Source organism: Rothia gullae (assembly GCF_024294905.1).
In the GTDB taxonomy this organism is placed as follows: Bacteria; Actinomycetota; Actinomycetes; order Actinomycetales; family Micrococcaceae; genus Rothia.
Genome location: NZ_JANCOC010000001.1, coordinates 262496 through 287355 on the forward strand (window position 1 = coordinate 262496; position 24860 = coordinate 287355).

At 58.8% G+C, this 24860-nt stretch carries 17 protein-coding genes; 12 read left to right on the forward strand and 5 right to left on the reverse strand.

The features are described from left to right. Positions 1 to 38: 38 nt before the first annotated feature. The 6 genes from mtrA to secA all read left to right on the forward strand — a co-directional run bounded on the left by mtrA (position 39) and on the right by secA (position 9334). Positions 39 to 740: an MtrAB system response regulator MtrA gene (gene mtrA, locus NML54_RS01125; RefSeq protein ID WP_371925774.1), complete on the forward strand. Its 702-nt coding sequence runs from the start codon at positions 39 to 41 to the stop codon at positions 738 to 740. Positions 741 to 774: 34 nt separating this feature from the next. Further along, entirely contained in the window at positions 775 to 2526 is a 1752-nt protein-coding gene (gene mtrB / locus NML54_RS01130; RefSeq protein WP_254755457.1) for an MtrAB system histidine kinase MtrB, read from the forward strand. A 282-nt stretch (positions 2527 to 2808) separates the two neighbouring features. Continuing rightward, positions 2809 to 4515, forward strand: coding sequence for an LpqB family beta-propeller domain-containing protein (locus NML54_RS01135; RefSeq protein WP_254755459.1), 1707 nt, complete (start codon positions 2809 to 2811; stop codon positions 4513 to 4515). A gap of 36 nt (positions 4516 to 4551) precedes the next feature. Continuing rightward, complete coding sequence (locus NML54_RS01140) at positions 4552 to 5496, forward strand: ComF family protein (protein ID WP_254755461.1); 945 nt, start codon at positions 4552 to 4554, stop codon at positions 5494 to 5496. 209 nt (positions 5497 to 5705) lie between these two features. Beyond that, entirely contained in the window at positions 5706 to 6347 is a 642-nt protein-coding gene (gene hpf / locus NML54_RS01145; protein ID WP_254755463.1) for a ribosome hibernation-promoting factor, HPF/YfiA family, read from the forward strand. Between the two features lie 371 nt (positions 6348 to 6718). Further along, positions 6719 to 9334: a preprotein translocase subunit SecA gene (secA, locus tag NML54_RS01150; RefSeq protein WP_254755465.1), complete on the forward strand. Its 2616-nt coding sequence runs from the start codon at positions 6719 to 6721 to the stop codon at positions 9332 to 9334. 135 nt (positions 9335 to 9469) lie between these two features. Here secA and NML54_RS01155 read toward each other — a convergent pair whose 3' ends face one another. Both NML54_RS01155 and NML54_RS01160 read right to left on the reverse strand, forming a co-directional pair. Continuing rightward, the gene (locus NML54_RS01155) at positions 9470 to 10165 is read right to left on the reverse strand and encodes an Rv3235 family protein (protein WP_254755466.1); all 696 of its coding nucleotides are present in this window, start codon (positions 10163 to 10165) and stop codon (positions 9470 to 9472) included. A gap of 120 nt (positions 10166 to 10285) precedes the next feature. After that, positions 10286 to 11314 (reverse strand): LysM peptidoglycan-binding domain-containing protein, encoded by a 1029-nt coding sequence (locus tag NML54_RS01160; protein WP_254755468.1) that lies wholly within the window; start codon positions 11312 to 11314, stop codon positions 10286 to 10288. A 210-nt stretch (positions 11315 to 11524) separates the two neighbouring features. On the opposite strand from NML54_RS01160, the gene NML54_RS01165 reads away from it, so the two are divergent. Beyond that, the gene (locus NML54_RS01165) at positions 11525 to 12163 is read left to right on the forward strand and encodes a histidine kinase (RefSeq protein WP_254755470.1); all 639 of its coding nucleotides are present in this window, start codon (positions 11525 to 11527) and stop codon (positions 12161 to 12163) included. Between the two features lie 191 nt (positions 12164 to 12354). Here NML54_RS01165 and NML54_RS01170 read toward each other — a convergent pair whose 3' ends face one another. Further along, positions 12355 to 12588, reverse strand: coding sequence for a helix-turn-helix domain-containing protein (locus NML54_RS01170; RefSeq protein ID WP_254755472.1), 234 nt, complete (start codon positions 12586 to 12588; stop codon positions 12355 to 12357). Positions 12589 to 12950: 362 nt separating this feature from the next. On the opposite strand from NML54_RS01170, the gene NML54_RS01175 reads away from it, so the two are divergent. The 3 genes from NML54_RS01175 to NML54_RS01185 all read left to right on the forward strand — a co-directional run bounded on the left by NML54_RS01175 (position 12951) and on the right by NML54_RS01185 (position 17237). Continuing rightward, the gene (locus NML54_RS01175) at positions 12951 to 13643 is read left to right on the forward strand and encodes an SAF domain-containing protein (RefSeq protein WP_254755473.1); all 693 of its coding nucleotides are present in this window, start codon (positions 12951 to 12953) and stop codon (positions 13641 to 13643) included. Beyond that, positions 13640 to 15319, forward strand: coding sequence for a CpaE/TadZ family protein (locus NML54_RS01180; RefSeq protein ID WP_254755475.1), 1680 nt, complete (start codon positions 13640 to 13642; stop codon positions 15317 to 15319). The genes NML54_RS01175 and NML54_RS01180 overlap by 4 nt, the downstream gene beginning before the upstream one ends. 343 nt (positions 15320 to 15662) lie before the next feature. Continuing rightward, positions 15663 to 17237 (forward strand): sensor histidine kinase, encoded by a 1575-nt coding sequence (locus NML54_RS01185; RefSeq protein ID WP_254755477.1) that lies wholly within the window; start codon positions 15663 to 15665, stop codon positions 17235 to 17237. A 155-nt stretch (positions 17238 to 17392) separates the two neighbouring features. On the opposite strand, the gene NML54_RS01190 is transcribed toward NML54_RS01185, so the two are convergent. Then, on the reverse strand, positions 17393 to 17641 hold the full coding sequence (locus tag NML54_RS01190) for a WhiB family transcriptional regulator (RefSeq protein WP_006889167.1): 249 nt from the start codon (positions 17639 to 17641) through the stop codon (positions 17393 to 17395). Between the two features lie 472 nt (positions 17642 to 18113). Here NML54_RS01190 and NML54_RS01195 point away from each other — a divergent pair, with 472 nt between their 5' ends. Beyond that, positions 18114 to 18554: an alpha-N-acetylglucosamine transferase gene (locus NML54_RS01195; RefSeq protein WP_254755479.1), complete on the forward strand. Its 441-nt coding sequence runs from the start codon at positions 18114 to 18116 to the stop codon at positions 18552 to 18554. A 32-nt stretch (positions 18555 to 18586) separates the two neighbouring features. On the opposite strand, the gene NML54_RS01200 is transcribed toward NML54_RS01195, so the two are convergent. Beyond that, complete coding sequence (locus tag NML54_RS01200; protein ID WP_254755480.1) at positions 18587 to 23053, reverse strand: FtsK/SpoIIIE domain-containing protein; 4467 nt, start codon at positions 23051 to 23053, stop codon at positions 18587 to 18589. A gap of 618 nt (positions 23054 to 23671) precedes the next feature. Between NML54_RS01200 and glf the strand changes: the two genes are divergently transcribed. Beyond that, positions 23672 to 24859, forward strand: coding sequence for a UDP-galactopyranose mutase (gene glf / locus NML54_RS01205; RefSeq protein WP_254755482.1), 1188 nt, complete (start codon positions 23672 to 23674; stop codon positions 24857 to 24859). The last annotated feature ends 1 nt before the right edge of the window (position 24860 follow it).

Below are 24860 nucleotides of genomic sequence, written 5' to 3' on the forward strand. Positions count from 1 at the left end.
TTATGTGAGTATTTACGACAATTCTTTAGGGAGGTACTGTGAGCGCAAGCGCCGCACACACCATTTTGGTGGTTGATGACGATGATGCTCTGGCGGAAATGATCGGCCTCGTGCTCGCGCAAGAGGGCTTTAATGCTGTTTTCTGCGAAAATGGCGGCCGCGCTTTTGAAATTTTTATGCGCTCCACTCCCGATTTGGTGCTTTTAGATTTGATGCTTCCTGGCATGAACGGTATTGAAGTCTGCCAGCAAATTCGCCGCTCTTCTAATGTGCCGATTATTATGTTGACCGCTAAAAGCGACACTGAAGATGTTGTGAAGGGTCTTGAGGCTGGCGCTGATGATTACATCGCTAAGCCTTTTAAGCACGCTGAGCTTTTGGCGCGTATTCGCACTCGTTTGCGTCCGCGTGAGAGCCGCCAGCTGGTAGTGTCCATTGGCGATATTGTCATGGATATGGATGGTCGTACCGTCAAGTACCACAGCACTGAGGTTCCCATGACTCCTCTGGAGTTTGACCTGCTGGCTGCGCTGGTGCGCCACCCCGGTCAGGCATTGAGCCGTCATGAACTGTTGGACATGGTTTGGGGCTACACTGATGTGAGCGATTCTCTGGTAAACGTGCATGTCCAGCGCCTGCGCGCTAAGTTCGATGAGCTGGGTGTGGAGCGTTTTATTCAGACTGTTCGCGGTGTTGGCTACAAGATTCCGGCCGAGCTGGTGGGGTCTTCCGGTAGCTAAGCGGAAGCTATTCATAGGCGAAGGGATAACCTGATTGTCTGTTGCGAAGTCGAGCCATGAGCACGGCGCTTTGACGGCGGAGGCGATAGCCTCCGCCTCTTCGCGTACCAGCCCATCTAAGCCGCGTAAGGCGCAGAAGCAGGGTAAGAGCCTGCCTCATCGTATTCAGCGTCTGTGGAAGGAATCCCTGCAATTCCGTGCTCTTGGTACTGCGGGCATCATGATGTTCCTGAGCTTCTTGATGGTGGGTTGGTCCTTGTCGAGCCAGATTGCGACGAGTCTTTTTGAGAATCAGAAGGCTCAGGCGCTGGAGGAATCGACGAGCGGTTTCCGTAACGTTCAGAGTGTGCTGGACTCCTCTGAAGCTCGTAGTGATAGCGAAATTCGCCGTAACGTGAGCCGTACTCTGACCATTCTTGACGCGGGCGGTTCGGGTAAGCGCAATTGGGTTCTTGTGCCTTTGGAAGGTCAAGGTAAACAGGGTTTTATTCCTGAGCAGAGTAGTAATAATTCTTTGAATTCTTCGAGCATTCCGAATGATTTTAAAGAAACTGTTCGTGATAAGAATGGTGTTTTTTGGCAGACGTCTACGGTGACTACTGTTGAAAATAACCGTGAGCGTACTTATCCGGTGCTTATTGTTGGTACCCATATTTCTATTGCGCAGAACCCTAATTACGGTTTGTTCCTTGTGTACGATATGACGGATTCTTCCGCCACGATTGCGCATATTAATTTTGTTCTTTTTGGTGGTTTTTGTGCACTGCTTGCTGTGGTGCTTTCTGTGGTGTGGATTGTGACTCGTTTAGTGGTCCGCCCGATTACTCAGACCGCTATTACTGCTGAGAAGCTGGCTGCCGGTGACCTGGACCAGCGTGTGTCTGTGTACGGTGAGCATCAGGCGGCTCGTTTGGGGTATTCCTTCAACCTGATGGTTGACTCGCTGCAGGAGAAGATTGTTCAGCTGGAGCGCCTGTCGACTCTGCAGCAGCGATTTGTTTCTGACGTTTCGCACGAGTTGCGTACCCCGCTGGCGACGGTGCGTTTGGGTACGGAGTTTCTGTACGATTCGCGTGGAGATATGGAGCGGAAGTTGAGCCGCACCGTGGAGCTTCTGCACGATCAGGTGGATCGTTTCCAGTCGATGCTTTCTGACCTGCTGGAGATTTCCCGTTTCGATGCCGGTAGCGCAATGCTGACCATCGACACTGAAGACTTTATGCGTATTCTGTCGAATATTCTGCAGGAGGCTTTGCCGCACCTGGAGCGTACGAACACGAAGCTGAACGTGCATACGAGCCATGAAAGCATCATGGTGGATATGGACCGCGTTCGTATTGAGCATGTGCTACGTAACCTGCTGTACAACGCGATCGAGCACGGCGAGTCCCGACCGATTGACGTGTACGTGGGTGTGAACACCACGAACCTGGGCGTTGCGGTGCGTGACCACGGTATCGGTCTGTCTGAGGATGAGGCCGTTCAGGTGTTCAACCGTTTCTGGCGTGCTGATACTTCGCGTAAGCGCACCCTGGGCGGTACCGGTCTGGGCTTGTCGATCGCTGCTGAGGATGTGCGTCTGCACGGCGGCACGATTGAGGTGTGGGGTGAGAAGGGCCGCGGTGCCTGCTTCACGATGAACCTGCCGCTGGTGCACGGCGCGCCTTTGGGCGAGTCGCCGGTCCTGGTGACCGGTGAGCATGAGGCGAGGGCGCACCATTCGGTAATGGCTAAGGATACGCTACCGGCTATTTCTCCTCGTGTGAATGTGGAGGATGGCGCTTAGTGGTGCGCACCGACAGGCATTATGCATAGTAATGGCGGCAGAGTTTGAAACTGGTGGGAAGCTCCACGAATGAGTGCGGGTTTTCCTGCCGGGTGTAAGGGTTTTCAGCTCTGTCCAGGTTTGGGTGCTGGTGTTATGCTATGAGCATTTGCGCTTATCCTTGAATATTTGCACTGGCAAACCAGTACAATCAAGGCAGATATGTTTTCACTCCGTTGCGATGGCCTGCAACGTTAGATAGTGGATTCTTGTCGATGTTCGTAGAGGAAGGTTAAGACCTCCATGTCTCACAGAGCTATTGTTTCTCGACGCGCCGCGCTGTCTTTGGGGACGGTGTCTTTGGTGACGCTCGTGATCTCTTGTGCTGGTCTTCCTTCGAATGCTCGAGTGACTCAGCACAGTAGCGACCTGGATATGAAGAGCACCAATACCTCGCCCGCACGTGCTCCCGGACCGCTGGCTGGTGCGACTCCCGAGGCGATTATTGAGGGTTTCGTGCGTGCCGGTGCGGACAGCATCGATAACTATGCGGTGGCGCGCCAGTATTTGAGCTCTTCTTTTGCGGGTCGTTGGAACCCGATTGGTACCACCCGCGTGTACCGTAATACGGTGCAGGCGCGTAGTGACGATAGCGGTAATGCTGAGGGCGTGTACCATGTGCGTTTCCAGCAGACCGCTACGGTGAGCAGCCAGGGTATTACGAGCACCTTCCCGGAGGCCCAGATTGAGACCCATGATTTCAAGATGGTCATGGAGGACAATCAGTGGCGTATTAGCTCCGGCCTGGATGGTCTGTGGCTGGACGGCGCCGAGTTTGAGCGTGTGTTTAGCCCGTGCCGCCTGTATTTCTATGATCGTGCGTTCCGTTATGCTGTGCCGGATATTCGCTGGTTCCCGCATACGGACCGCTATTTTGAGTTGCTGGTGCGTACTCTGATGGCTGGCCCGGCGTCCTATTTGAAGGATGTCGCGTTCTCGGCATTGAATGAGTCGATGAGCCTTGAGACCGCTAACATGAGCGATAACCAGGATGTGCTGGTTCGACTCTCGGGTGAGCACCTGGACGATAACCGTTTGGCACGTGTGCGTGAGCAGATTATGCACGGCTTGGAGAACTTCTCGGGTCTGGGCAAGACCGAGGTTTTCTATAACGGCACTCTGATTCCTGAGAACGCGCCGAACGGCTTTTCTGCGGTGAGGCTGAACCCGGGTGTTCCTGCCCGCACGGTTGCTATTAATTTGAACGGCCAGATGGTGGCGCGTGATGACTATATGAGCAATGCGGGTGAGCAGTTGCTTCTGCGTGGCGTGACCCAGTTGAGTTCCCCTGCGATGGGCTATTCTGCGGATGTTTATGCCTGCTTGGCGAATGATGCCGCGAGCCTGTACACGGTGTATCAGGGTACTGCCCGCCGCGTGTGGCAGAGTACCGCTCTGACTGCTCCCAGTTTTGATGCGTATGGCTGGGTGTGGGCTGCCGATGGTGAGGGTACTATTCGTGCCTTCAAGCCGGATTCTGAGGATGCAACCGAGCGTGAGCGCGGTGTTGATATTGGTCTGTCCTGGCAACGTAATTTGAGCTTTACGAGCGTGAACGTTTCGCACGATGGTGCGCGCATGGCGATTGGGGCGTCTACTGAGGGTGCGTCGGCTGTGATTATTTCCGGTATTGTGCGTGATGATGCCGGTAAGCCTTTGCGTCTGACGGAGATGGTGCGTCTGAGTTCTTCTGTGACTCCGCGTAATGCCCGTTGGGCTGGCGACCAGAGCGTTGTGGTGGTGAACGTGAAGAACGGTGAGTCTGAGGTGATTTCCCTCAGCGGTGAAGAGACGAAGCTGGACCGTTTGGATGGTGTGATGACCATTTCGACGGCGGATAATACGTCGAATATTATTGCTCACCGTTCTGACGGTTCGTGCTACCTGATGGAGGAGCGCGGCTGGATTCGTCTGGATACGACTCTGCACGAGATTAGTTACGCCGGTTAGCCTCGGGTAGGCGCGAGTGAGGAAAGGGTACTTTCGGTGAGTTCAGAACAGCGTGGTTTGAACGATTCTTTGAGCGTGCCCTCAAACAAGGCGCTCTCTAGCAACGAACCTTTGACCCGCCTCGCCGGTGCTTTCAAGAGCGCCAGCGGGGCTTTGGGCGAGGTGTTGATGCCGCGTACCTGTCCGTGCTGTGCGGTACCGGTCGCCTACGGTGCCGGCTCACCGCTGTGTGAACAATGCCTGCCGCAGCTGCGCTCAGCGTTGGTGCGTGTGGAGCGAGTGCAGGTGCTGCAACCTCTTGAGGATGTGGCTACTCCTGAGGTGCGTGCGGCATCCCGTTACGTGGGGATTATGCCGCGTGCCCTGTTGGCGTTGAAGAACGCTGGTCGCACTGACTTGTTGCCGCTGCTGGGTGAGGGTTTGGCGCGTAGCGTGTATGAGCTTCTTCGGGCGCATCGGGTTGAGCTTCAGAGCGTGCCGGGGTCTTCTATCTCTTCTGCGGGCACCTCCGCCGCACCGGTTGAGGTTCTGCTGGTTCCGGCACCGTCCTCGGCGCAGAGTGTGCGCCGCCGCGGCTATGCGCCGGCGAATCTTTTGGTGCAGGAGGCGGCGCGGCAGCTCAATCAGCGTCTGCCCGCCTCGGTACAGGTGCGCGCTGTGGATGTCATTGGTTACGCGCCTCGTACGCAGCGGGGGAGCGGCGCCTCCTTTGCTTCTCGTGTGGGGTCTTCTCTTCTCGGCGCTTCTGAGGCAAAGAACGAGCAGAAGAGCCTGGGCGCTGTGGGCCGTGCCGAGCGGATGCACGGTGCCTTGCGCGTCATGGAGCCGGCCCTGTGTGCGGGGCGGCTCAGCGTTATTTGTGATGACGTGGTGACCACCGGCGCGACTGCCTCTGAGATGGTGCGTGTGCTGCAGGATGCGAGTTCGCGGGTGCTGGGCGTTTGCGCGGTTGCTGCGGTACCGAAAAAACTGCTGACATAGCGTTTCTTGTAGTTAGTTGCAAGAGGTACACGATTTTTAGCTCTTAAAGTTCGCAGACGGACGAATAGCTATTATTTGGGCTAAATATTTGTCATATCTAGTGATATACGGCATGTTCCGTACTAAAATATGTACAAGGGAACGGCATCGGAGTCGAACCCCCGTACCGGGTCCAACCGGACGCGGTATAAGCCCCCAACCTGGAGGGAATGATCGTGGAAGTCAACATCTACGGCCGCAATATCAAGGTCACCGAACGCCTGGAAGAATACGTAAGCGACAAGGTTCAGAAGTTCGCTCAGCTCGGCGATAACGTGAAGGACATCGACGTCAAGTTCAGCAAGGACGGTCATCTGGGTGGCGAGTCCATCCGCGTTGAGATTACCGTTGTTGGTACCGGTCCTGTCCTCCGCTCCGAAGCCCAGGGTCACGACAAATTCGCGGTCTTCGATGAAACCTACGGCAAGCTCTTGGAGCGTCTGCGCCGTGCGCGTGACCGCCGCAAGCTACACAAGCGCGGTGGCAAGCACCCCGTCTCCGTGGCAGACGCTACCGGCTCGATTCCCGTGGTTACCGAAGCAATTACCGAGATTCTGCTGCCGGATGTTCCGGTGGAAGAAGCAGCATTCGATAACAGCGAGGTCACCCTCGCCGATGAGGCAGCATCTCCCATTGAGATTCGCCACAAGAGCTTCAAGGGTGAGCGTCTGACTCCCGCAGAAGCTGTTGACCGTATGGAACTGGTCGGCCACGACTTCTACCTGTACATTGACAGCGAGACTGGCGCACCGGCAGCGGCATACCGTCGTAAGGGCTGGAGCTACGGCATCATTACTCTGGAGAGCGAGTAAAACCCAACCTACCTGCTGGTAGCTGAGACGGCATGCCAGCGAGCAGGCTAAAGACCCGGGCGGTCTGGAAACACGCACTGTGAATCTCCAGGCCCCCGGGTTTTTCTCTGCCTTCTACAGCTGAGGTTCTCGGCTCGGATTCTCAGCGCGGGGATGCGCCCGGCCCCGGAATCCGGTGCTCTCTCCACCTCAGCAAGAGGATGAATGACGCGCAACGTCACCAAATGTCACCTCGTGGGCGTACAGCGTAAAAAATAGCTCGGACGGGCGAATTAGGCGGCTCTGCCATACAATATGTAGGAAGGCCTCACCGCGCGCACTCTCGCGCGCCCTTGGTGAGGGTACCGAAACAAGCAAGGAGTAGAAGCTCAGTGGCATCTTTCTTGGAGAAAATCCTCCGAACCGGCGATAAGAGGGTTCTGCGACAGCTCGAAGCGTACACCAAGGCGGTGAACTCGCTCGAGGACAGCTTCACATCTATGACCGATGAGGAACTGCGAGCGGAAACCGACAAGTTCCGCGAGCGCGTCAAGGATGGCGAATCCCTCGATATTCTGCTGCCGGAGGCTTTCGCGGTAGTCCGCGAAGCGTCCAAGCGCACCCTGGGCAAGCGCCACTACGACGTGCAGCTCATGGGTGGTGCAGCGTTGCACTTGGGTAACATTGCCGAAATGAAGACCGGTGAGGGTAAGACCCTCGTCGCGACCCTGCCCGCGTACCTGAACGCGCTGAGCGGCAAGGGTGTGCACATTGTGACCGTGAACGACTACCTGGCTGAGTACCAGGCGAACCTCATGGGCCGTGTGTTCCGCTTCCTCGGCATGGAGTGCGGCGTGATTCTGTCCTCCATGGAGCCTGACGAGCGTCGTAAGCAGTACGAAGCGGACATCACCTACGGTACGAACAACGAGTTCGGCTTCGACTACCTGCGTGACAACATGGCGTGGACCGTGGAGGAGCAGGTTCAGCGCGGCCACAACTTCGCCATTATCGATGAGGTGGACTCCATCCTGATCGATGAGGCCCGTACCCCTCTAATCATTTCCGGCCCCGCAGCCGGTGAGGCGAACCGCTGGTACGCAGAGTTCGCGCGTATTGCCGCGACCCTGCTCAAGCGCGGTGAAGATTACGAAGTAGACGAGAAGAAACGCACCGTCGGCATCCTCGAATCCGGCATTGACAAGGTGGAAGACCACCTGGGTGTGAAGAACCTCTACGAATCCAAGAACACCCCGCTCATTGGCTTCCTGAACAACTCCATTAAGGCGAAGGAGCTGTTCACCAACAACAAGGACTACGTGGTCATTGACGGCGAAGTCCTGATTGTTGACGAGCACACCGGTCGTATTCTGCCGGGCCGCCGCTACAACGACGGCATCCACCAGGCGATTGAGGCGAAGGAAGGCGTCGAAATCAAGCCTGAGAACCAGACCATGGCGACCGTGACTCTGCAGAACTACTTCCGCATGTACGACAAGCTGTCCGGTATGACCGGTACCGCGGAAACTGAAGCGGCAGAGTTCATGAACACCTACGAGCTCGGCGTGGTGCCCATCCCCACCAACAAGGGTGTGCAGCGCATCGACAACCCCGATAAGGTGTACCGCGATGAAATCGCCAAGTTCAATGCGGTTGTCAAGGACATTATGGAACGCCACGAAAAGGGCCAGCCCGTCCTGGTGGGTACCGCAAGCGTGGAGAACTCCGAGTACCTTTCACGCCAGCTGGCGAAGGCAGGTGTGCGCCACGAGGTGCTGAACGCAAAGAACAACGAGCGTGAGGCTGCTATTGTTGCGCAGGCGGGCCGTAAGGGCGCCGTCACCGTGGCAACCAACATGGCTGGTCGCGGTACCGACATTATGCTCGGTGGTAACCCCGAATTTGAGGCCGTCGAGAAGATGCGTGAGCTCGGCCTGGACCCGAACACCAACTCCGAAGAGTACGAGGCACGCTGGCCCGAGGTCCTGAAGGCCTGCGAAGACGCCGCAGCAGAAGAGCACGAGGAAGTCACCGAGCTCGGTGGCCTGTACGTGCTCGGCACTGAGCGTCACGAGTCCCGCCGTATTGACAACCAGCTGCGCGGTCGTTCCGGCCGTCAGGGTGACCCGGGAGAGTCCCGCTTCTACCTGTCGCTGACGGACGAACTGATGCGACTGTTCAACACCGGCATGGCAACCCGCCTCATGGCGGCAGCCCCCGAGGACTCCGCGCTGGACTCTAAGATCGTTAGCCGCGCTATCGCTACCGCACAGGCAAACGTTGAGGGCCGTAACGCCGAGCAGCGTAAGAACGTGCTCAAGTATGACGACGTGCTCAACCGCCAGCGCGAAGCGATCTACAAGGATCGCGGCCGCATCCTGCACGGTGACGACCTGAAGGAGCAGATTTCCGGCTTTGTGGACGAGGTGCTGACCACCATCATTGACGCCCGCGTCTCTGAAGGCCACGCCGAGGATTGGGACTTCGATGAGCTCTGGGACGCGCTCAAGCAGGTGTACCCCATCTCTATCACCGTGGACGAGCTGGCAGAAGACGCCGGTGACCCCACCAAGATCACTCGCGACCAGATCGTGAAGGAAGTCTTGGCGGACGCACACCTCATCTACGAGGAGCGTGAAAAGAGTGTCGGTGAAGAGAGCATGCGCGAAATTGAACGCCGCGTCATGCTGTCCGTCCTTGGAGAGCGCTGGCCCGAGCACCTGTACGAGATGGAATACCTCAAGGAAGGTATCGGTCTGCGTGCGATGGCTCAGCGTGACCCGCTGGTCGAGTACCAGCGTGAAGGCTACGACATGTACCAGTCGATGCTCGGCGCGGTCCGTGAAGAGACCGTGACCTACCTGTTCAACCTGGACTTGTCCAAGCAGCGTACTCAGGCTTCTGCCGTGCGCCTGGCTGAGCCTTCGCGCCCGAAGTTCCTGCAGTACTCCGCTCCCGATGAGGACGGCCACGAGCATGTTCACGTTGAGCGTACCAAGGAGAAGTAGCCTCGGCGTAAACCCGAAAACGCTATAGACGCAACAGAGAGGGTGCGAATCCAATACCGGATTCGCACCCTCTCTGCGTGTCTCTGCATGTCTGTCGTTTCTGGGCGTTTCTGGGCGTGTTGTGTAAGGGGAGCCCTAGTCTTCGTCCACGCGGCTCTGCGGCTGCTCGATCGCGGTAATCAGCCACATACCGTGAATCAGGCGCATCTGCATGGTCACCACGCGCACCTTATCCGCACAACGCAGTAGCGCCACCACCTCGTAGAGCTCCTCGTGTACCTTCTGCGCACGCACCCGCAACAGAACCGGCGGAAGAGTCAACAACATCTCCTTGCGCACCTGACGCGGGTTCTTCGGGAAGAAGGGTAACAGACGGTGGAAACAATCCGCTGATACCCACTGCGCTAGCTGTTGACGTGAACGACGAGCCGACATGATCTCCAGGTAAGCAATCGCCACACCCGCGCAACGACCCTCCAGCTGGCGAGCCAACGCATCCGCAGGACGCAGCGGGCGGCCCCTCTTCGCCACCGGCGGGCGCTGCGCCGAATGCTGCTCATAACGCGGCAGTGGCAACAGCGAATAGACCGACGAGCTGTTCCTCCTCTGCACCAGGGCCATCGTGCCCTGCCCCTGCTCCGGTAGCGGAGCGACCTGCTCGGCAGTCACAGGATGAGCCGCCTGCTGGGAGGTGCGTGCCGCCTGACGCTTTGAATACGGACCGGCAGGCTGATCGTTACGGGAGGCGGGCTGCGCAGGCTGAGAATACTGCGCAGGCTGAGAACGCGGCGGCATCCACGGGGCGCGGGGGAGAAGGTTAGCGAAGCTCATGATGGCTCCTTTCGGTGCAGAAGGTCTGAGGTGGATTGAGCGAATGAAAAGCTATCGGGGGGGCAGAAGATTCGAGGTAGCGAAGGTGAGGGCTAGACGGCGAGGGTTAGACGGCGAGGGTTAGTGAACGGGCTGTTCGGGAATCTGTAGAACCTGCCCCTCATAAAGCAGCTCGGGGTTCTGACCCAGAGCGTCCTTATTTGCCTCGTAAATATCGAGAGTGTAGTCGTAAATGGTGGAGGCGTCGGTGCCTTCACCCAGCTGGTCGGCGGCAATGGACCAGAGCGTATCGCCCGCCTGGACCGTGTAGGAGTAGGTGCCCGCCTCAGCGCGGGGTGGGGAGAAGAACGGGCTGCGATCCTGCAGCGAGCCTGCCGCCTCCGTGGGTTGAGGAGCCAGGGGAATATCCGGAATCTCTGCAGAGAGGGTCAGGGGAACGGAGCTGGCTTTCGGGGCGATGCTGTCCGGGATATCACCGGTGGGATCCGCATCTGAGACAGCGCCTGGGCTGGCCTCTGCCGTCGCGGTACCCGTTGAAGCTGCGGTGCCCATTGAATCCGCAGTGCCCATTGAATCTGTGGTCATGACTGCCGAAATGGTCGTCTGCGGCAGTCCCTCCGCGCCGTTTACCCCGGGGTTGTTGGGCGTAGCCACCGTAGCCTGCGCGGGAGCCAAGACCGCCCCCGCTCCAAGAGCCGTGCCGCCGAGCGTCAGAACGATGCGGCGCATAAAACGCGGACGGAAAAGCGCCGGAACCTTCAGCACCGCGCGGTCAGCATTGTGGCTCGAAACGCGCAAAGACCAAGCGTAGAAGAGCGCGTAGATAAAACTGATGAACCACCAGACGGTAATGAGGATTGCAGCTGCGCCAGCGCAGAGCAACGAAGCGTCAGCCAACGGGTGTGCCGAGGGGATGCGGTGCATGTTCACGTTCAACGCGCCTAAGACCGCCGCGGAAAGTAGGGGAGGGGCGATGAAGAGCAGCGCGTCCTGGTAGTTTGCCTTAGCACCGGGCTCGGGTGCAGGGCCGGCTGCGGCGGCTACCTCTGCACTGACAGTACGAGGCGCGGCTACCGAGTGTGAGGCGAAGATAGCAGGGCGAGACGCGAAGGCTGCGGGGGCTGATCCCGGAGTGGAAAATTGGTCCACGATGACCTCCAAATGGTGCGTTTGATATCTTTTGGTATTGCTTCATTTATACAGGAAGCCGCACCAAAAATGAAGCAAAACGCATCAAAATATATGAAAAACATGTAATTTGCTGGAATTTGCTCCAAAAAAACAGGCTCAAGAACCATTACCCGACCAGAAAAACGTCCCGGTTCGTATCCGCACCCGCTACTCGGGTAGGGTCATAGTATGAGCATGGAAAAGTTCCTACAAGACATTGAGGCGCGCCTCGCCTCCGAACGCACCTGGGATATGGAACAGGACGCCCGCCAAGTTGCCCGCGTCCACTATTCAACCATCACCCTCGACGACCGCCTCCTCGCACAGGTCGGCGGCCCCATCCGCATCTGCGCCACCGACATGCAAACCTACGAAGGCAAGCTCGAAATGGTAGGCGAAGAATGGGTCAGCATCGAAGCGCGTGGCGAAAACATCATCATCCCCTTGCGCGGAATGCTCTGGTGGGAAGGCGGTATCGCGCCCGGGCGCGCTCATGTGCACCCCGAACGCTACCGCATGAAAATCCAGCTCGCCCTCCGCTCCCTCGCCATGGCACGTGAACCCGTCCGCCTCTCCCTCGAAGGTGGCACCGTCAGCTACGACGGCGTTATTGAGCGAGTCGGCGCCGACTTCCTTGAACTGCGCCTGCTCAATGGCGGTCAGTACCCGCGTATCTACGAACGCGACCAGTACGCGCGTGCAGCCTACGGTGCGCAGGGAACCTATGGGCAGGGCGCCTCCGGCTACTCCCGCGCACCTCGCGGTGCTGGCGTGCGCACCATTCCGCTGGCTCGTATTAGCGCAGTCATCGCCCGTATTTCCCGCTAAAAGCACGGGGAAATAGCGGGCGTTACCATTCGTGGGTACGCTCGCAAAAACGCCTCGACAACTATAAATACCCCTATAAAAGCAGTAATAAACACAAAAAAGGTCCGCCCCTCTCCATTGAAATCTCAACGAGAGGAGTGGACCTTTCTAAAACACTCGAGCATTACGCCCGCGAGGTACATGCCGAAATACTAATCGACCTTAGCCTTTGCAGTGAGTTTGCCGGAAGCAATCGCCTGCAGAGTCTGCTTGTGGCGCTCGGTAATGTACTCTTCAAAGCGAGAGCGTTCAATACGCCACTGGTTACGTCCACCAATCTGAATGGCGGGAAGTTCGCCGCTACGCACCAGAGCACGTACCTGCGAAAGCGAAACCTGTAGCTCCTCAGCAACGTCGCTCAGAGTGAGGAAACGAGGTGCAGTCATCGAATTGTTTCTTTCCGTGAGTGAAATCCTGGGCCCCTTAGCCATCGTTAGCGGCCTTTTGTATAGAGTCCATACAGAACATCTATTGAGTACTTTCAGTATATGTCATAACAGTGAAATTTGCTCACAAAAAGCCTTATATGAGCTGAAAAATTATCTAATCGCCTCTTCAAAAGGGGGCAAGACTCAAAAATATTTCATAAACACGACTCTTGTTGAGAGAGAGTACTAAATGAAATATGCTGTTAGGGCTAGTGTCAGAACCAAATAAAGCACTATCGAAAACACACCACTCGCTCATCGGTCAGTTGCACAACACCGGAATCACCGCCGGCTTCCGCTCCGAAAGGCACAACCATATCATGCCCATACAACAGAACGCGACGAAGCGTTCCACCCTCACCGAAACCCACACCAAACGTCTCAAAAGGCCCACCGTCAAAGACTGGCGATTCATCCTCGGTGTACTTCTCGTGCTCGTCTCCATCACCGGCGTGCAGCTCTACGTGCAAGCCAATAACAGCAAAACCGAGTACTACACCGCCAAAAGCGAAATCCGCCTTGGCGAGAAGATTGCCGAAGACAAACTCGCCCGAGTCGAAGCGAACATAGACTCCGCCAAAGACAAGTACTTCACCCGCGCTGAAGCCGCACAGATGAACGGCAAAATCGCTACTCAGCGCATCCCCGCCGGTAACTTCATCAGCAAAGAATCGGTAGGCATTGAAACCTCCCCGGGGCGCCGCCTCGCCACCGTCAGCATTGACCGCACCGCCGCTTCCGCGCTCAAGGCAGGCGAGCGCGTGGACGTGTGGACTTCCGGCCCGCGCAACCCCGACACCAAGAGCGATAACCGCACCGAAAACGGTGCCCGCGCCATCGTCACCAACGCCGAAATCGTTGCCGTAACGGTCGACGAAGGCGTACTCGGTGCCAACGGCAAGGCAACCGTGCAGCTGTGGGTCAAGGAAGAAGCCCTCGCCGCCCTCGTCAAGGAAAGCAATAGCGACTCCAAGATCAGCCTCATCCCCGGCACCTACGGGGAGGGCCAGTGAACATCCCCGTCATCCTCTACGGCGATGACGGTTCGCTCCTGACCTGCATCGAATCCCAGCGCGGCCGCGTTTCCGTGGCGCGTACCGTGCAGGACTTCAGTGAAGCCGTCGGCATGGCGCACACAGGCATTGCCCGCGTGCTGCTTTGCACTCACGTGCCCGCCGAAATGAGCGCCTCCACCGTGGATGCGCTCGCCGCCTCCGAAGTGCTCCTGGCGGTTATCGCCCCGGACAACCTGCCGCTGCCCACGCAGACGCACCGCATCCGCCCCGAAGCTGCCCTTGAAGAGATCCTGGGCTCGCTCGAACAGGCTGTGGATGCTGCGCTCGCCCGACCCACCGCAGGCTACGGCGTTCCCTCGCAGATTCCGGCTCAGCCGCCCGTTCAGCCTGTTGCCCACCGACCGGAGGGCGTCTACGGTCAGGATGCCGGCTACGGCTACGACAGCGGATACAGCGGTTACGGTTACGACAGCGGATACGGCGGCTACGGTTACGATAACGGAGTTGCTGGTCATGGAGCGGGGGGCTACGGCTACGACCCCGCCGCGAGCCCTGCCTCAAATACCACCGCACCCTACGGTGTCGACTACGGAAGCTACGGAATCGACCCCGCGGTGCCCGCTGGAAACGCACCCGGTATACACGACCCGGCAGAAGCCTCCTCCGTTGTGCCCAGCAACGAGGAATCCGTGCTCAGCCAGGCCGCCGCCATCGTCGACTCTTTCGCACCCGGCAGCGACTACGCACTGCACGTGCAGAACGAGAACAACGATGGCACTATGCCTCAGCACCCGGATATCCACCAGGACCCCGCCGCGCCCTGCCGCTACCAGCCCGGCCACCGCCTCGGCAAGATCGTGACTGTCTGGGGTACTCACGGCGCACCCGGCCGAAGCACTATCGCCTTCAACCTAGCCGCCCTCGCGGCGCAGCAGGGTCAGCAGGTCTGCCTCATCGACGCAGACACCTACGCACCCAGCCTGGATGCGCTTATGGCGCTCGAAGATACCGGCTCCGGCTTGGCAATTCTCTGCTCGGACGCCGACCGTGCCCAGCTTGACGAGAAGAAAGCCGGCGCCATCATGGAGCGCGTGCCCCTCAAAAACGGTACCTTCGATTTCTTGAGCGGTATCACCTCCTCCTCGCGTTGGCCCGAGGTGCGTGCCCGCGCCTTCGCCGAGGTGCTCGAATGGCTCAAGCACCGCTACGACCTGGTCATCTGCGATGTTGCCGCCCCCGTCGAGGTCGATGAGGAACTGACCTTTGACGGCCCGGCACCGCGCCGTAACGCCGCGACCCTCACCGCGCTCGCCTGCTCCGACCGCGTGATTGCGCTCGGCGAAGCGGATGTCATCGGCCTGCCGCGCCTGATTAACCTCGTCCGCGAGGTGCAGTCGCGTCCGGATCTTTTCGCCCCCGAAACGGATGTGCAGTACTGGCTCAACCGCAGCCGCCGCGAAGCCGCCGGATTCAACCCCGAGGCGAAGATTCGCGATAACTGGGCATGCTACCTGTCGGTTCCGCTCACCGGGGTGATCCCGTACGAGCGTAAGGTCATGGACCGTTTGCGCCGCAACGGTGAAGCGTTGCTGGAAGTCGCACCCCGCCACGCGGTCGTGCAGTCCCTGGAAGCGATGCTCGAAGGCATGTACGCGGTACACCCGGGCGCATAGCGTCAAACCCGGTGCGTAGCGTGATGCCAGAGCACTAAGAATATCGCCTGCTAGAAGCGGTCATAAGAAGACCCGACCTGTCTGTATAAGGTCCCGAAATTGGGAGCGCCGGTAGGTCGGGTTTTCTGCGCTTTACGCATATTGAGGGCAGAGCAGTAGCGCGAATATTTCACCTCAAAGTTGAGGGGTTCATCTCATCTCACGGTGTCATACATGCGATTAAAAGCGCGCTCCAAGAAATGCTCTGTAAACTATTCCACGTATTGTCGTTTGAATGTGAATTGCGGCGAACAAACCGTAAAATGGTTGAATACACCCGAACTCATGGGAAGCACACAAACATATGTCTTTTGCAGAAGGAATTATGAGCGCCTACGACTTCGGTCCTGGCGATACTGAACGCATTCACCTCATCAAGGGTGAATGGCAGATCATCTCTGATATTGCCCAGAGCGACCTAGTTTTATGGTTCCCCACCGACTACATTGTTGCCGACGGTAGCTCTCCGGATGCCGTCTCCGGCCCCAGCGCAACCAGTAATTTCTGTGCTATCGCTCACGTGCGCCCTTCCAACGTCCGAACCCTCTTCCACCACGACATCATTGAGCGCGAGATGGATGAGGGAATCCGCGACGAGGCATACCGCGTCTGGATCGACCAGAATATCAGCACCTACACCGACGAAGGAAGGGGCGAAGGCGTTGGCGCCCGCCCGCGCGTACACGTGACCTTCGTGCCCATCGTGCGCAACAACCGCACCATCGCACTGCTGACCAGTCACAAGATTGCCACACCCAATGGCTACCCCTCCGTCAGCGACGAAATCTACGAATTCGCCGCCGACACCATGCTCTCCATGGTGCACTCCGGCCTGTGGCCCGACCCCCTCACGGAGGGAAACAACACCCAGGGTAACCCCCGAGTGATTGACGGCATTATTGTGCTCGACCCCTCCGGTCGTGTGGTCGTCGCTTCTCCAAACGCAAACTCCATGTACAACCGCATGGGCATGACCGGCTACCTCGAAAAGCGAAACCTCGCCGACGTCACCCGCGCGATGCTTCCTGCCGGTGAGCAGGCGGATGAAACTCTGCAGCTGGTCCTTGCCGGTCGTAGTGACCTGCGCACCGAACTAGTCATTGCCCGTGCTCGCGTGACCATGCGATCCATCCCGCTGCTGGCGCAGAAGCGTGCCCGCATCGAGCGTGAAGGCGCCGTAATTCTGTGCCGCGATGTGACCGAGTTGCGCCGCCGCGAGCTGGAGCTCATGACTAAGGACGCGACCATCCGCGAAATTCACCACCGCGTGAAGAACAACCTGCAGACCGTGTCCGCTCTGCTGCGCTTGCAGTCGCGTCGTATGACCACGGAAGAAGCGCATCAGGGCCTGGAGCAGGCGATGCGTCGCGTGGCAACGATTGCTACCGTACACGAGGCACTCTCGCAGGGTCTGACTCAGAACGTCGACTTTGACGAGCTAATTGAGCGTCAGTTCCACCTTGCCGCTGAGCTTGCTTCCCCCGGTCAGCACGTGTCCACCGAGCTGATTGGCTCCTTTGGATCTTTGCCGAGCCAGTTCGCTACCCCTCTGGCGCTGGTTATCAACGAGGTTGTCGCGAACGCTGTGGAGCACGGCCTGGACGGCGAGACCGGCACCGTGACTCTCGAAGGTATTCGCGGCACCAACGATCAGGGCGAGAATATCCTCACCGTTGTGATTACCGATGACGGTAAGGGCATGGGCGATAAGAAGATTGAAGAGTCCGGTCCAAACGCCTACCGCCCGGTGACCGGTAGGGAAGGCCTGGGTATGCAGATTGTTCGTACCCTAGTGGCGAGCGAGCTGAACGGCTCGATCCGCTGGGAGGCTAACGAACCGACCGGTACCCGCGTGGTTATCACCGCGGTGCTCGTCTAAGCCCCTTCTCGTATGATATGTTGAACTGCCGCCGCCCCGAGTGCGGGGTGGCGGCAGTTTGCTGTCCAGATAGGTTCTGTATATGGCAAAAGCGTGGTGCAGTGACTCTATATCACTGCACCACGCTTTTGATGCCCTATTGAATACTCCGGAAGTTAGGATGCACGGCGGGCACGAGCTGCGCGACGCTTCATCGCACGACGCTCGTCTTCACTGGTGCCACCCCATACGCCGGAGTCCTGGCCGGTATCGATGGCCCACTTCAGGCAGACGTCTACAACCTCGCAAGAGCGGCAGACAGTCTTGGCCTCTTCAATTTGCAACAGGGCGGGTCCGGTGTTTCCTACGGGGAAGAACAGCTCCGGATCCTTATCCAAACAAGCTGCACGACTACGCCAATCCACGGTGGACCTCCTTCATGATTTACGGTCTCACGCGGTGGCAAGACACATCTATTTTCCTGTGCGCGTGTCAAATACATCCGCTGATGGGACGCTCACCCAGGGTTGGGGTGAAAATTGACTTATCAACTTTCGCATGTTGGAGCGGATGTGACAAGTACTTTTCTCTAAAAACTTCAGTATTATACTGAGGCATCTATCACTTAGGCAAACCTTTGTCTAATTGAGAGGGCGGGGAATCGCATGCTGACACACATATTCTGCGCCGCGTCTCATAGGCGAGACGCGGGCGGCTGGGTGAACGGCGCCTCAGGCATAATATAAAGCGGTACCTACCCCTGAAATACCGCACCGACGACGAGGCGGTGAACCCAAGACAGGGGGCACCCACCTGCTAACGTATCAGCATATCGACCAACACATCGGACCAAATACACCCCGGTCTGCCGCCAACACTGCCTATGAGGAGCCCACCGTGACGTCACGTCCGTTCAACATCATCTACGCATTCGTTCTGACCGAGATCTTCGCGGCATACATTCTGATTCGCGGTATCCTCTACCCCTTTATCGTCAGCGGAATGTCTACCGCTCAGGCGATTGTGGGCGGTGTGCTCCAGATGTTCATTGCCGCGGGTATGACCTACTTTGGCCTGCGTTTCTACCGCGGCCGCTTCGGTTCGCGCCTGCCTATGATCCTGATTACCCTCTGCGCACTGTGGGTCACAGCAAGCACCCTCGTCATGAACGTGAGCGCTTACGGCCTGAATATTGGCCAGGCCATCACGATTGCGGGTGTTATTGGTGCGGCGGCTGCCTTCATCTTTGTGCTCATGCCCAGTAGCCGCCGCTATATTGAGGCGGTCACCGAGGCGTCGGGTGAAGAGGCGGAGAAGTACAGCCGCCGACGCCGCTAAACCCTAAACGGCTCAGCCTAGAAGGCTCAGTTCTAGACCGCTACCGGCACCTTCTGCACAGCTGCTACAGCCTGCGTTGCCGTGGTTAGAGCCAGGGGAACCTGCGCCGCGCACACGGAGGCACCATCCACCACTACAAGACGGCCGGCGGGCTGCTTACCCTGCGTGAAACGATCCAGTGGTAGCGCGGTCACCGTACACATGTCGGCGTCCGCCAGGGATGTGGGTGCGAGCAGAAGTGCACGCGAGCATCCCATGAGCGCAGCCAGCAGGGGTGAGGAGGCGCGCCTCGGCCAGGGTGTGTAGGCGACCAGCATGGCGCGGAACTCACCGCGACGCTCCAGAAGTAGCTGCTGAACGGCGGGCTGCAGGTATTGCAGATCGTCAATGAGCACGAGCGTCTGGGTGGGGTTCTTCACCGAGTCCAGAAGCGCACGGGTACGTTCCACGCTTGGCGGCTCACCCGAGGCTCCGCCAGAACCCTCAAAGGCGAGGGTGCTCAGCTGCGGGTTGAGTCGAGTAATGCTTTCCAGCAGGGTGCTTTTACCCGCCGACCGGGAACCTTGCACCGGAACTACCGCGCCAGCGGGGGCGCTCATCCACACCGGCATCTGCCGGCGGTCAAATGCGACCAGCAGCTTAGCGCCCTGCGGATTGCAGACGGCGTGGGTGGCGGTCACGTACTCGGTCGAGGGCATACGATAGTACTCGGGGAATTGCCGCAGAAGAGTGCCGGGGTGAGTATTTGACCCGCTGGAAGTGCTCGCGGTGTTACCCCGCAGAACCTGAACCAGCTCCCGGAAACCCGCAACGCAGGGCGAAAGAATCGACGCACTCAGTGGTTGATCCCCAATCAGCTCCTCGTTAATGGTACCCTCCACGCAGTAATGGCTCTGCGCCGGGGTCGGGTAGTCCTTGCTCGTTGAACGCATCAGGTCGGAGTCCAAGAAACGGCGGCTCAACAGCGTGGAATGTGCCGCAGCAGCGAAACGACCACGCGGGTTCAACGCGGAGGTGAACACCACCGAACAGCCGCGACGGCACCCCTGCGAGAGCAAGTCGTAGAGCAGGTTCTCCGTATCGGGTTGGCGAACCAGCGCCTCCAGCCAACTGTCCAGCCCGTCCACGATAATGAGCGGGCGGGCGGAAGCCTCGGTGCCCCACAGATTCGGAGCGCGCAGCTCCTCCAGGCAGAAACGCAGATGCGAAAGCTCCTGCGCGCCCACGAGCGCTTCAAAGGCACCGGCATAGGGTTCCAGATCGCGGTAGAGCGCACCGTCAGAGGTCAGTAGAACAACCGGCGTGCGGGCGGCGAATGCCTGAGCTAAAAGTCCGTAGAGCATCGGGGCCCGTTCGGCGCTCTGAGCCAGCAGCGCCAGAGTCTGCTGACCCGACCAGCTCACCGCGCGGCGCACGCCGTAGCGGGCAATCTCCAGCTCGCCCAGCAGGTACCCTTCGGAAGCCGCGCCAGAGTCTGCGGGTTCCTGCGGGGTAGCCGCCGGATCAATACCGTACGATGCCGGTTCGCTCACCGGCGCCTCCACCACAGGCAACGGGGTGCTCTCGGGAAGCTCCGGCGGAATCGGGCAGTACTCATCCTGAACCGCCGCATTCTTCTGAAGATTCTTCGGAGCGTACTCGCGTTCATAGAGCGTACGAATCTGCTGCGCCGAACGAATCAGAAGCTCATCCTCATTGCCACCCAACGGCTGAACGGCAGAAGCGGCAGTCAGCTCACGCCAGCCGCCCTCCTCAAGACTCAGCACTTGCACCGGACGGGCATCGCTGCTCGACGGGACCGCATCCACTAGCGGGGCGCGGAACGGCAGGGAACGACCATCCGGCAGACGCACATACCCGGCACCCGGATGCGCCGCCGAAATATACGCCGCAGACTCATGCTCCAGCAGGTTGTAAGAATCCTGCGCACTCGCCACACGAAGACAAATACTCGTGGCAATATTGGCGCGAATATCCTGCGAAATAGCACCCTGCGGACGCTGAGTCGCCAACACCAGGTGCAGACCCAGGGAGCGGCCAATCGTGGCGATGCGCATCAGCTCAGCCATAGCGTCCGGCATAGAATCGATGAGCATGCGGAACTCATCCACCACGATCAGCAGCTCGGGGTAGCGCGGAGAGGTACCCGCCGCCTGGCATGACGCCAGGTAGTCGCGGTAGGAGTTCACGCCGAGCGCCTGCAGATCCACCTCACGTCTGCGAATATCGGCGCGCAAAAATTCGAGCGCACGCTCCACCGCGGACACATCAAAATTGCTCAACACGCTGAGCGCATGCGGCAACTGAGCCAGAGGACCCAAACCAGCCGAGCCCTTGAAATCCACCAGAATCAGGCCGAGGCGCTCGGGCGGGTAACGTAGCGCAGCACTGAGCACCAGCGAACGCAGCAGCTGCGATTTGCCGGCACCGGTCGTGCCACCGAGCAACCAGTGCGGGCCGTGCTCAGACAAACCAATATTCAGCGATCCGCCCGAAGAAACACCCAGGTAGCAGCGAATATCGGAGGCGTAACGCTGAGCGGACCAGCGCTGCAGAACGGACTCCACCGCCATGTCATCGGTGCGGTTCTTCTGCCGGGTGCTCTGCGCCTGCAGGGAAGAGAATAGATGCGCCAACTGGTGCACCTGAGCCTCACCAAGCGCGCCCTGCTCCTGCTCGCATCCGGCGCGGTACAGATTCTCAAGAGCGGCACAGAACGCCTCAACGCTGAGCCCATCGGCGTGCTGACACAGACCCTCACACGTCAAAGGATGCACCTGGTAGACACCCTCGGTGGGCTGCACCGGCGGCGCCGCATAACCCTGCGTACGGTAACGAATGCTCTGACGGTGGCTGCCCTCACTCGCATACTCAACCCAGGCGGCACCAAAAAGTGTACCGGGTGCATGGGCGGAACTATCGCCCCCAGCGCTGCCCAGGACGCAGAGCGCCGGGGCGTTCATCTTATGATCACGCGGGGAAGCGAACGCACGGGACTGCGAAGACTCAGCAACCGCCCCAGAGTTCAGCGCGGTCAGCAGGGGAGCGTAGACAGCGCTCGCCTGCAGGGGCATGAGAATCAGCGGCGGAACCGAGAGCTCCGACTGCAAGCTGCTCTGCAGGGCCTGCAGATACTTCTCCTGCTGGACGTCCGGCAGACAATGCACGCTCACACTCGGCACCACAGCCAGAGTCAGCAGCAGACGATTGGTTCGCTGCTGACCAGAGCTATCGGCACCAGCCAGCAGAACATGCACTGAACCCGGATAACCCGCCACTAGCTGCACCAGGTAGGCGCGCAGATGTGCCTCCTCCAGCTTTAGGTAGTGACCGAGAGTCGGGGTGGGTAGCGGCAGATAGTGGGGCGCATCCTGCTTCTCCAGAGTGCCCAGCGGGAGGTTGCGGCCGCGCAGGTACGGCTGGCGGGGACCGCACCCGAGCACAATAGCCGGGTAGGCGGCATCATGCAGGGCAGAGGGTCCCGAAATCGCCAGGTCGCCCGCGGTCGGCAGAGCGAGGGCACGTTCCTTCTCTTGCAGTGCCGCCTGATGAGTTTGCTGCGATGCCGCACGGTTCTCCGCCCGACCGCCAAAGAAATGCAGAAGCATCAGCAGCGAAGACGCCGCAGACATCAGCAGAAGGAACCACATGCCGGTCACCAGCGCAATAACCAGGCCCACCACAATCGGCAGGCACACGCTCAATAGAATCTGCTTGAGCTTACGCGGCGCGGGAGGGTTCACCACCACCGGCTCAAAGGGGTTTCCGGCATCGCTCAGGGGAGCGAGCATCTGCGCGGGCTTGCCAGGAGAAGAGCCGAGGGAAGAAGCCAGGGAAGAACCGGGGGTAGCGGTGGCGCTCGCCTTCGTGGCGGTACGTTTGCGGTCGGCGCTGGGTGAGGTGAGCATGCAGAGTGAGGAGCCGAGGCAGAAAGGCTCGTCCCAGCGCAGGATGCGTGGCTCGGCGCCCTGCACCCTCTTGCTGCCCTCGCTCGAGGCGAGGCGTTTTTCGATCCATCGGATGCCGGAGCTATCGGCATAGAAGCTGCCGTGCATCGGCTTGAGGAAGGGGTCCTGCAGGTGAATGTGGCGCGGCTGTTCTCCTCCGCGGGTGGCTAGCGCCGCCCTGCCGAGGCTGGTGCGGCCGCGTCTGATGGGGAAAGTTGTACCTGCGTCGGGGCCGCGCAGAATGTGCAGGAGGCTGATGGCGGGCGCGCCCGGGTTTTGAGATTCGTTCAGAATGCGGCTGTTTGGCGCAATCGAGGCGCAGGCGGGATCCATATCGTGTGCGGGGTGTAGCTGGAACGTCGTCTCCCGTGCTTGAGCGTGCCTGCTGGTGGCAGGGTGTTGCAGGGCGTGGTTGAGTGCCTGCTCTAGAGCCTGCTGGTGTGCGCTACCGGGGAGCAGCTGTATTCCGGTGGGTGCCGCCTCGCCGTCGAGTCGGAGTACGCCGGGGTAGGGGAGGGTGGTGTTGTGGTGGTCGAGAAAGAAGAGAGTCATACCCTTAGAAAACATTAAAAAGCATTAAAGCTCAATAAATTATCTATAGATAAACTATTATGTTCGTATTTTTTGAATTTTTTGCTCTATTTTTCAAAAAACTGTGGATAAACCACTTCAATCACCTCTCGCATACACCGGTGCGCATCCCCAAAAGTGCTGATGGGGGTACTTCTTTGTAGCGTGTGAGAGCCATGAAACGCCCCCCTCGCCCCCTGTGCCTACAGCTCTAGGTGGCGGCTAATTACTGCCGCAACTAAGGCAGGGTGAATATTTACCCGTAAATAAAATTCCTTCACCATGAGTAGTAGACCGTAAAAATACGCAGAAGAAAGAACTATCTCAGACCGGCTTGACCTCGGGGTTCGCGAAGAATACTCGCCCGGAGAAAGAGCGTGCGAACAATAGTCCAAAAGCCCCTAAAAGCACGTCATAAGTATGCGTAGTGCTTGATAAACAGGTATCTTAGATTATGACTATATCCATCACGGGAGGGGGTTTTTGTACCCACCCGTGCGGATTGCGGCGCGACTGAGAACCCTCGGATGTGTCCAATCTGGTAGGTGAATACCGCCCTCGCAGAAGCGGCGGTGCGCCGTGATAATACAGGAGAAAACATTGACCGCTGACCTCGTAGTAGTCGGTTCGGGCCTCTTTGGTCTGACCATCGCAGAACAGGCTGCCACTGAGCTGGGCCTGAAGGTTGCCCTGCTGGACCGCCGTTCCCACATCGGTGGTAACGCATACAGCGAGAAGGAGAAGCAGACCGGTATTGAGGTGCACCGCTACGGTGCGCACCTGTTCCACACCTCCAACGAGCGTGTCTGGGAGTACGTGAACCGTTTCACCGAGTTCACCAACTACGTACACCGCGTGTACACCCGCCACAACGGCATCGTGTACCCCATGCCGATTAACCTGGGTACCATCAACCAGTTCTTCAACGCAGCTTACTCTCCCGCAGAGGCAAAGGCGCTCATCGCTGAGCAGGCTGGCGAGCTGGCTGGTACCGACCCGCAGAACCTGAATGACAAGGGTATCTCCCTGATTGGTCGCCCCCTGTACGAGGCGTTCATCAAGCACTACACCGCTAAGCAGTGGCAGACCCCGCCGGAAGAGCTGCCCGCATCCATCATTTCCCGCCTGCCGGTTCGCTACAACTACGACAACCGCTACTTCAACGATAAGTACGAGGGTCTGCCCGTTGACGGCTACGCAGCGTGGCTGGAGCGTATGGCGGCGCACCCGAACATTGAGGTGCACCTGAACACTGACTTCTTCGAGCCCGGTCACCAGTACTCTCGCGAGAACGTCCTGGGTCAGATTCCCGTGGTCTACACCGGCCCGGTTGACCGCTACTTCGACTACGCTGAGGGCGACCTGTCCTGGCGTACCATCGACCTCGAAGAAGAAGTCCTGCCGATTGAGGACTTCCAGGGTTGCTCCGTGATGAACTACCCAGATGGTGATGTTCCCTTCACCCGCATCCACGAGTTCCGTCACTTCCACCCCGAGCGTGACTACACCAAGGACGCAACCGTCATCATGCGCGAGTACTCTCGCTTCGCGAACAAGGGTGACGAGCCGTACTACCCGGTCAACACCTCCGTGGACCGTGAGAAGCTGCTGGCGTACCGCGACCTGGCTAAGGGTGAGAACAACGTGCTGTTCGGTGGCCGCCTGGGTACCTACAAGTACCTGGATATGCACATGGCTATCGGCGCTGCACTGTCCATGTTCGACAACAAAATCCGCCCGCACTTCGCTAACGGTGCGAAGATCGAGTCCGGTGGTGTTGACGCATAAC

Excerpts from the sequence above, each read along its gene's own strand:
- NML54_RS01135 (WP_254755459.1), top strand. The coding sequence starts at position 2,809 with ATGTCTCACAGAGCTATTGTTTCTCGACGCGCCGCGCTGTCTTTGGGG.
- hpf (WP_254755463.1), top strand. The coding sequence starts at position 5,706 with ATGATCGTGGAAGTCAACATCTACGGCCGCAATATCAAGGTCACCGAA.
- NML54_RS01155 (WP_254755466.1), bottom strand. The coding sequence starts at position 10,165 with ATGAGCTTCGCTAACCTTCTCCCCCGCGCCCCGTGGATGCCGCCGCGT.
- NML54_RS01165 (WP_254755470.1), top strand. The coding sequence starts at position 11,525 with ATGAGCATGGAAAAGTTCCTACAAGACATTGAGGCGCGCCTCGCCTCC.
- NML54_RS01170 (WP_254755472.1), bottom strand. The coding sequence starts at position 12,588 with ATGACTGCACCTCGTTTCCTCACTCTGAGCGACGTTGCTGAGGAGCTA.
- NML54_RS01175 (WP_254755473.1), top strand. The coding sequence starts at position 12,951 with ATGCCCATACAACAGAACGCGACGAAGCGTTCCACCCTCACCGAAACC.
- NML54_RS01185 (WP_254755477.1), top strand. The coding sequence starts at position 15,663 with ATGTCTTTTGCAGAAGGAATTATGAGCGCCTACGACTTCGGTCCTGGC.
- NML54_RS01200 (WP_254755480.1), bottom strand. The coding sequence starts at position 23,053 with ATGACTCTCTTCTTTCTCGACCACCACAACACCACCCTCCCCTACCCC.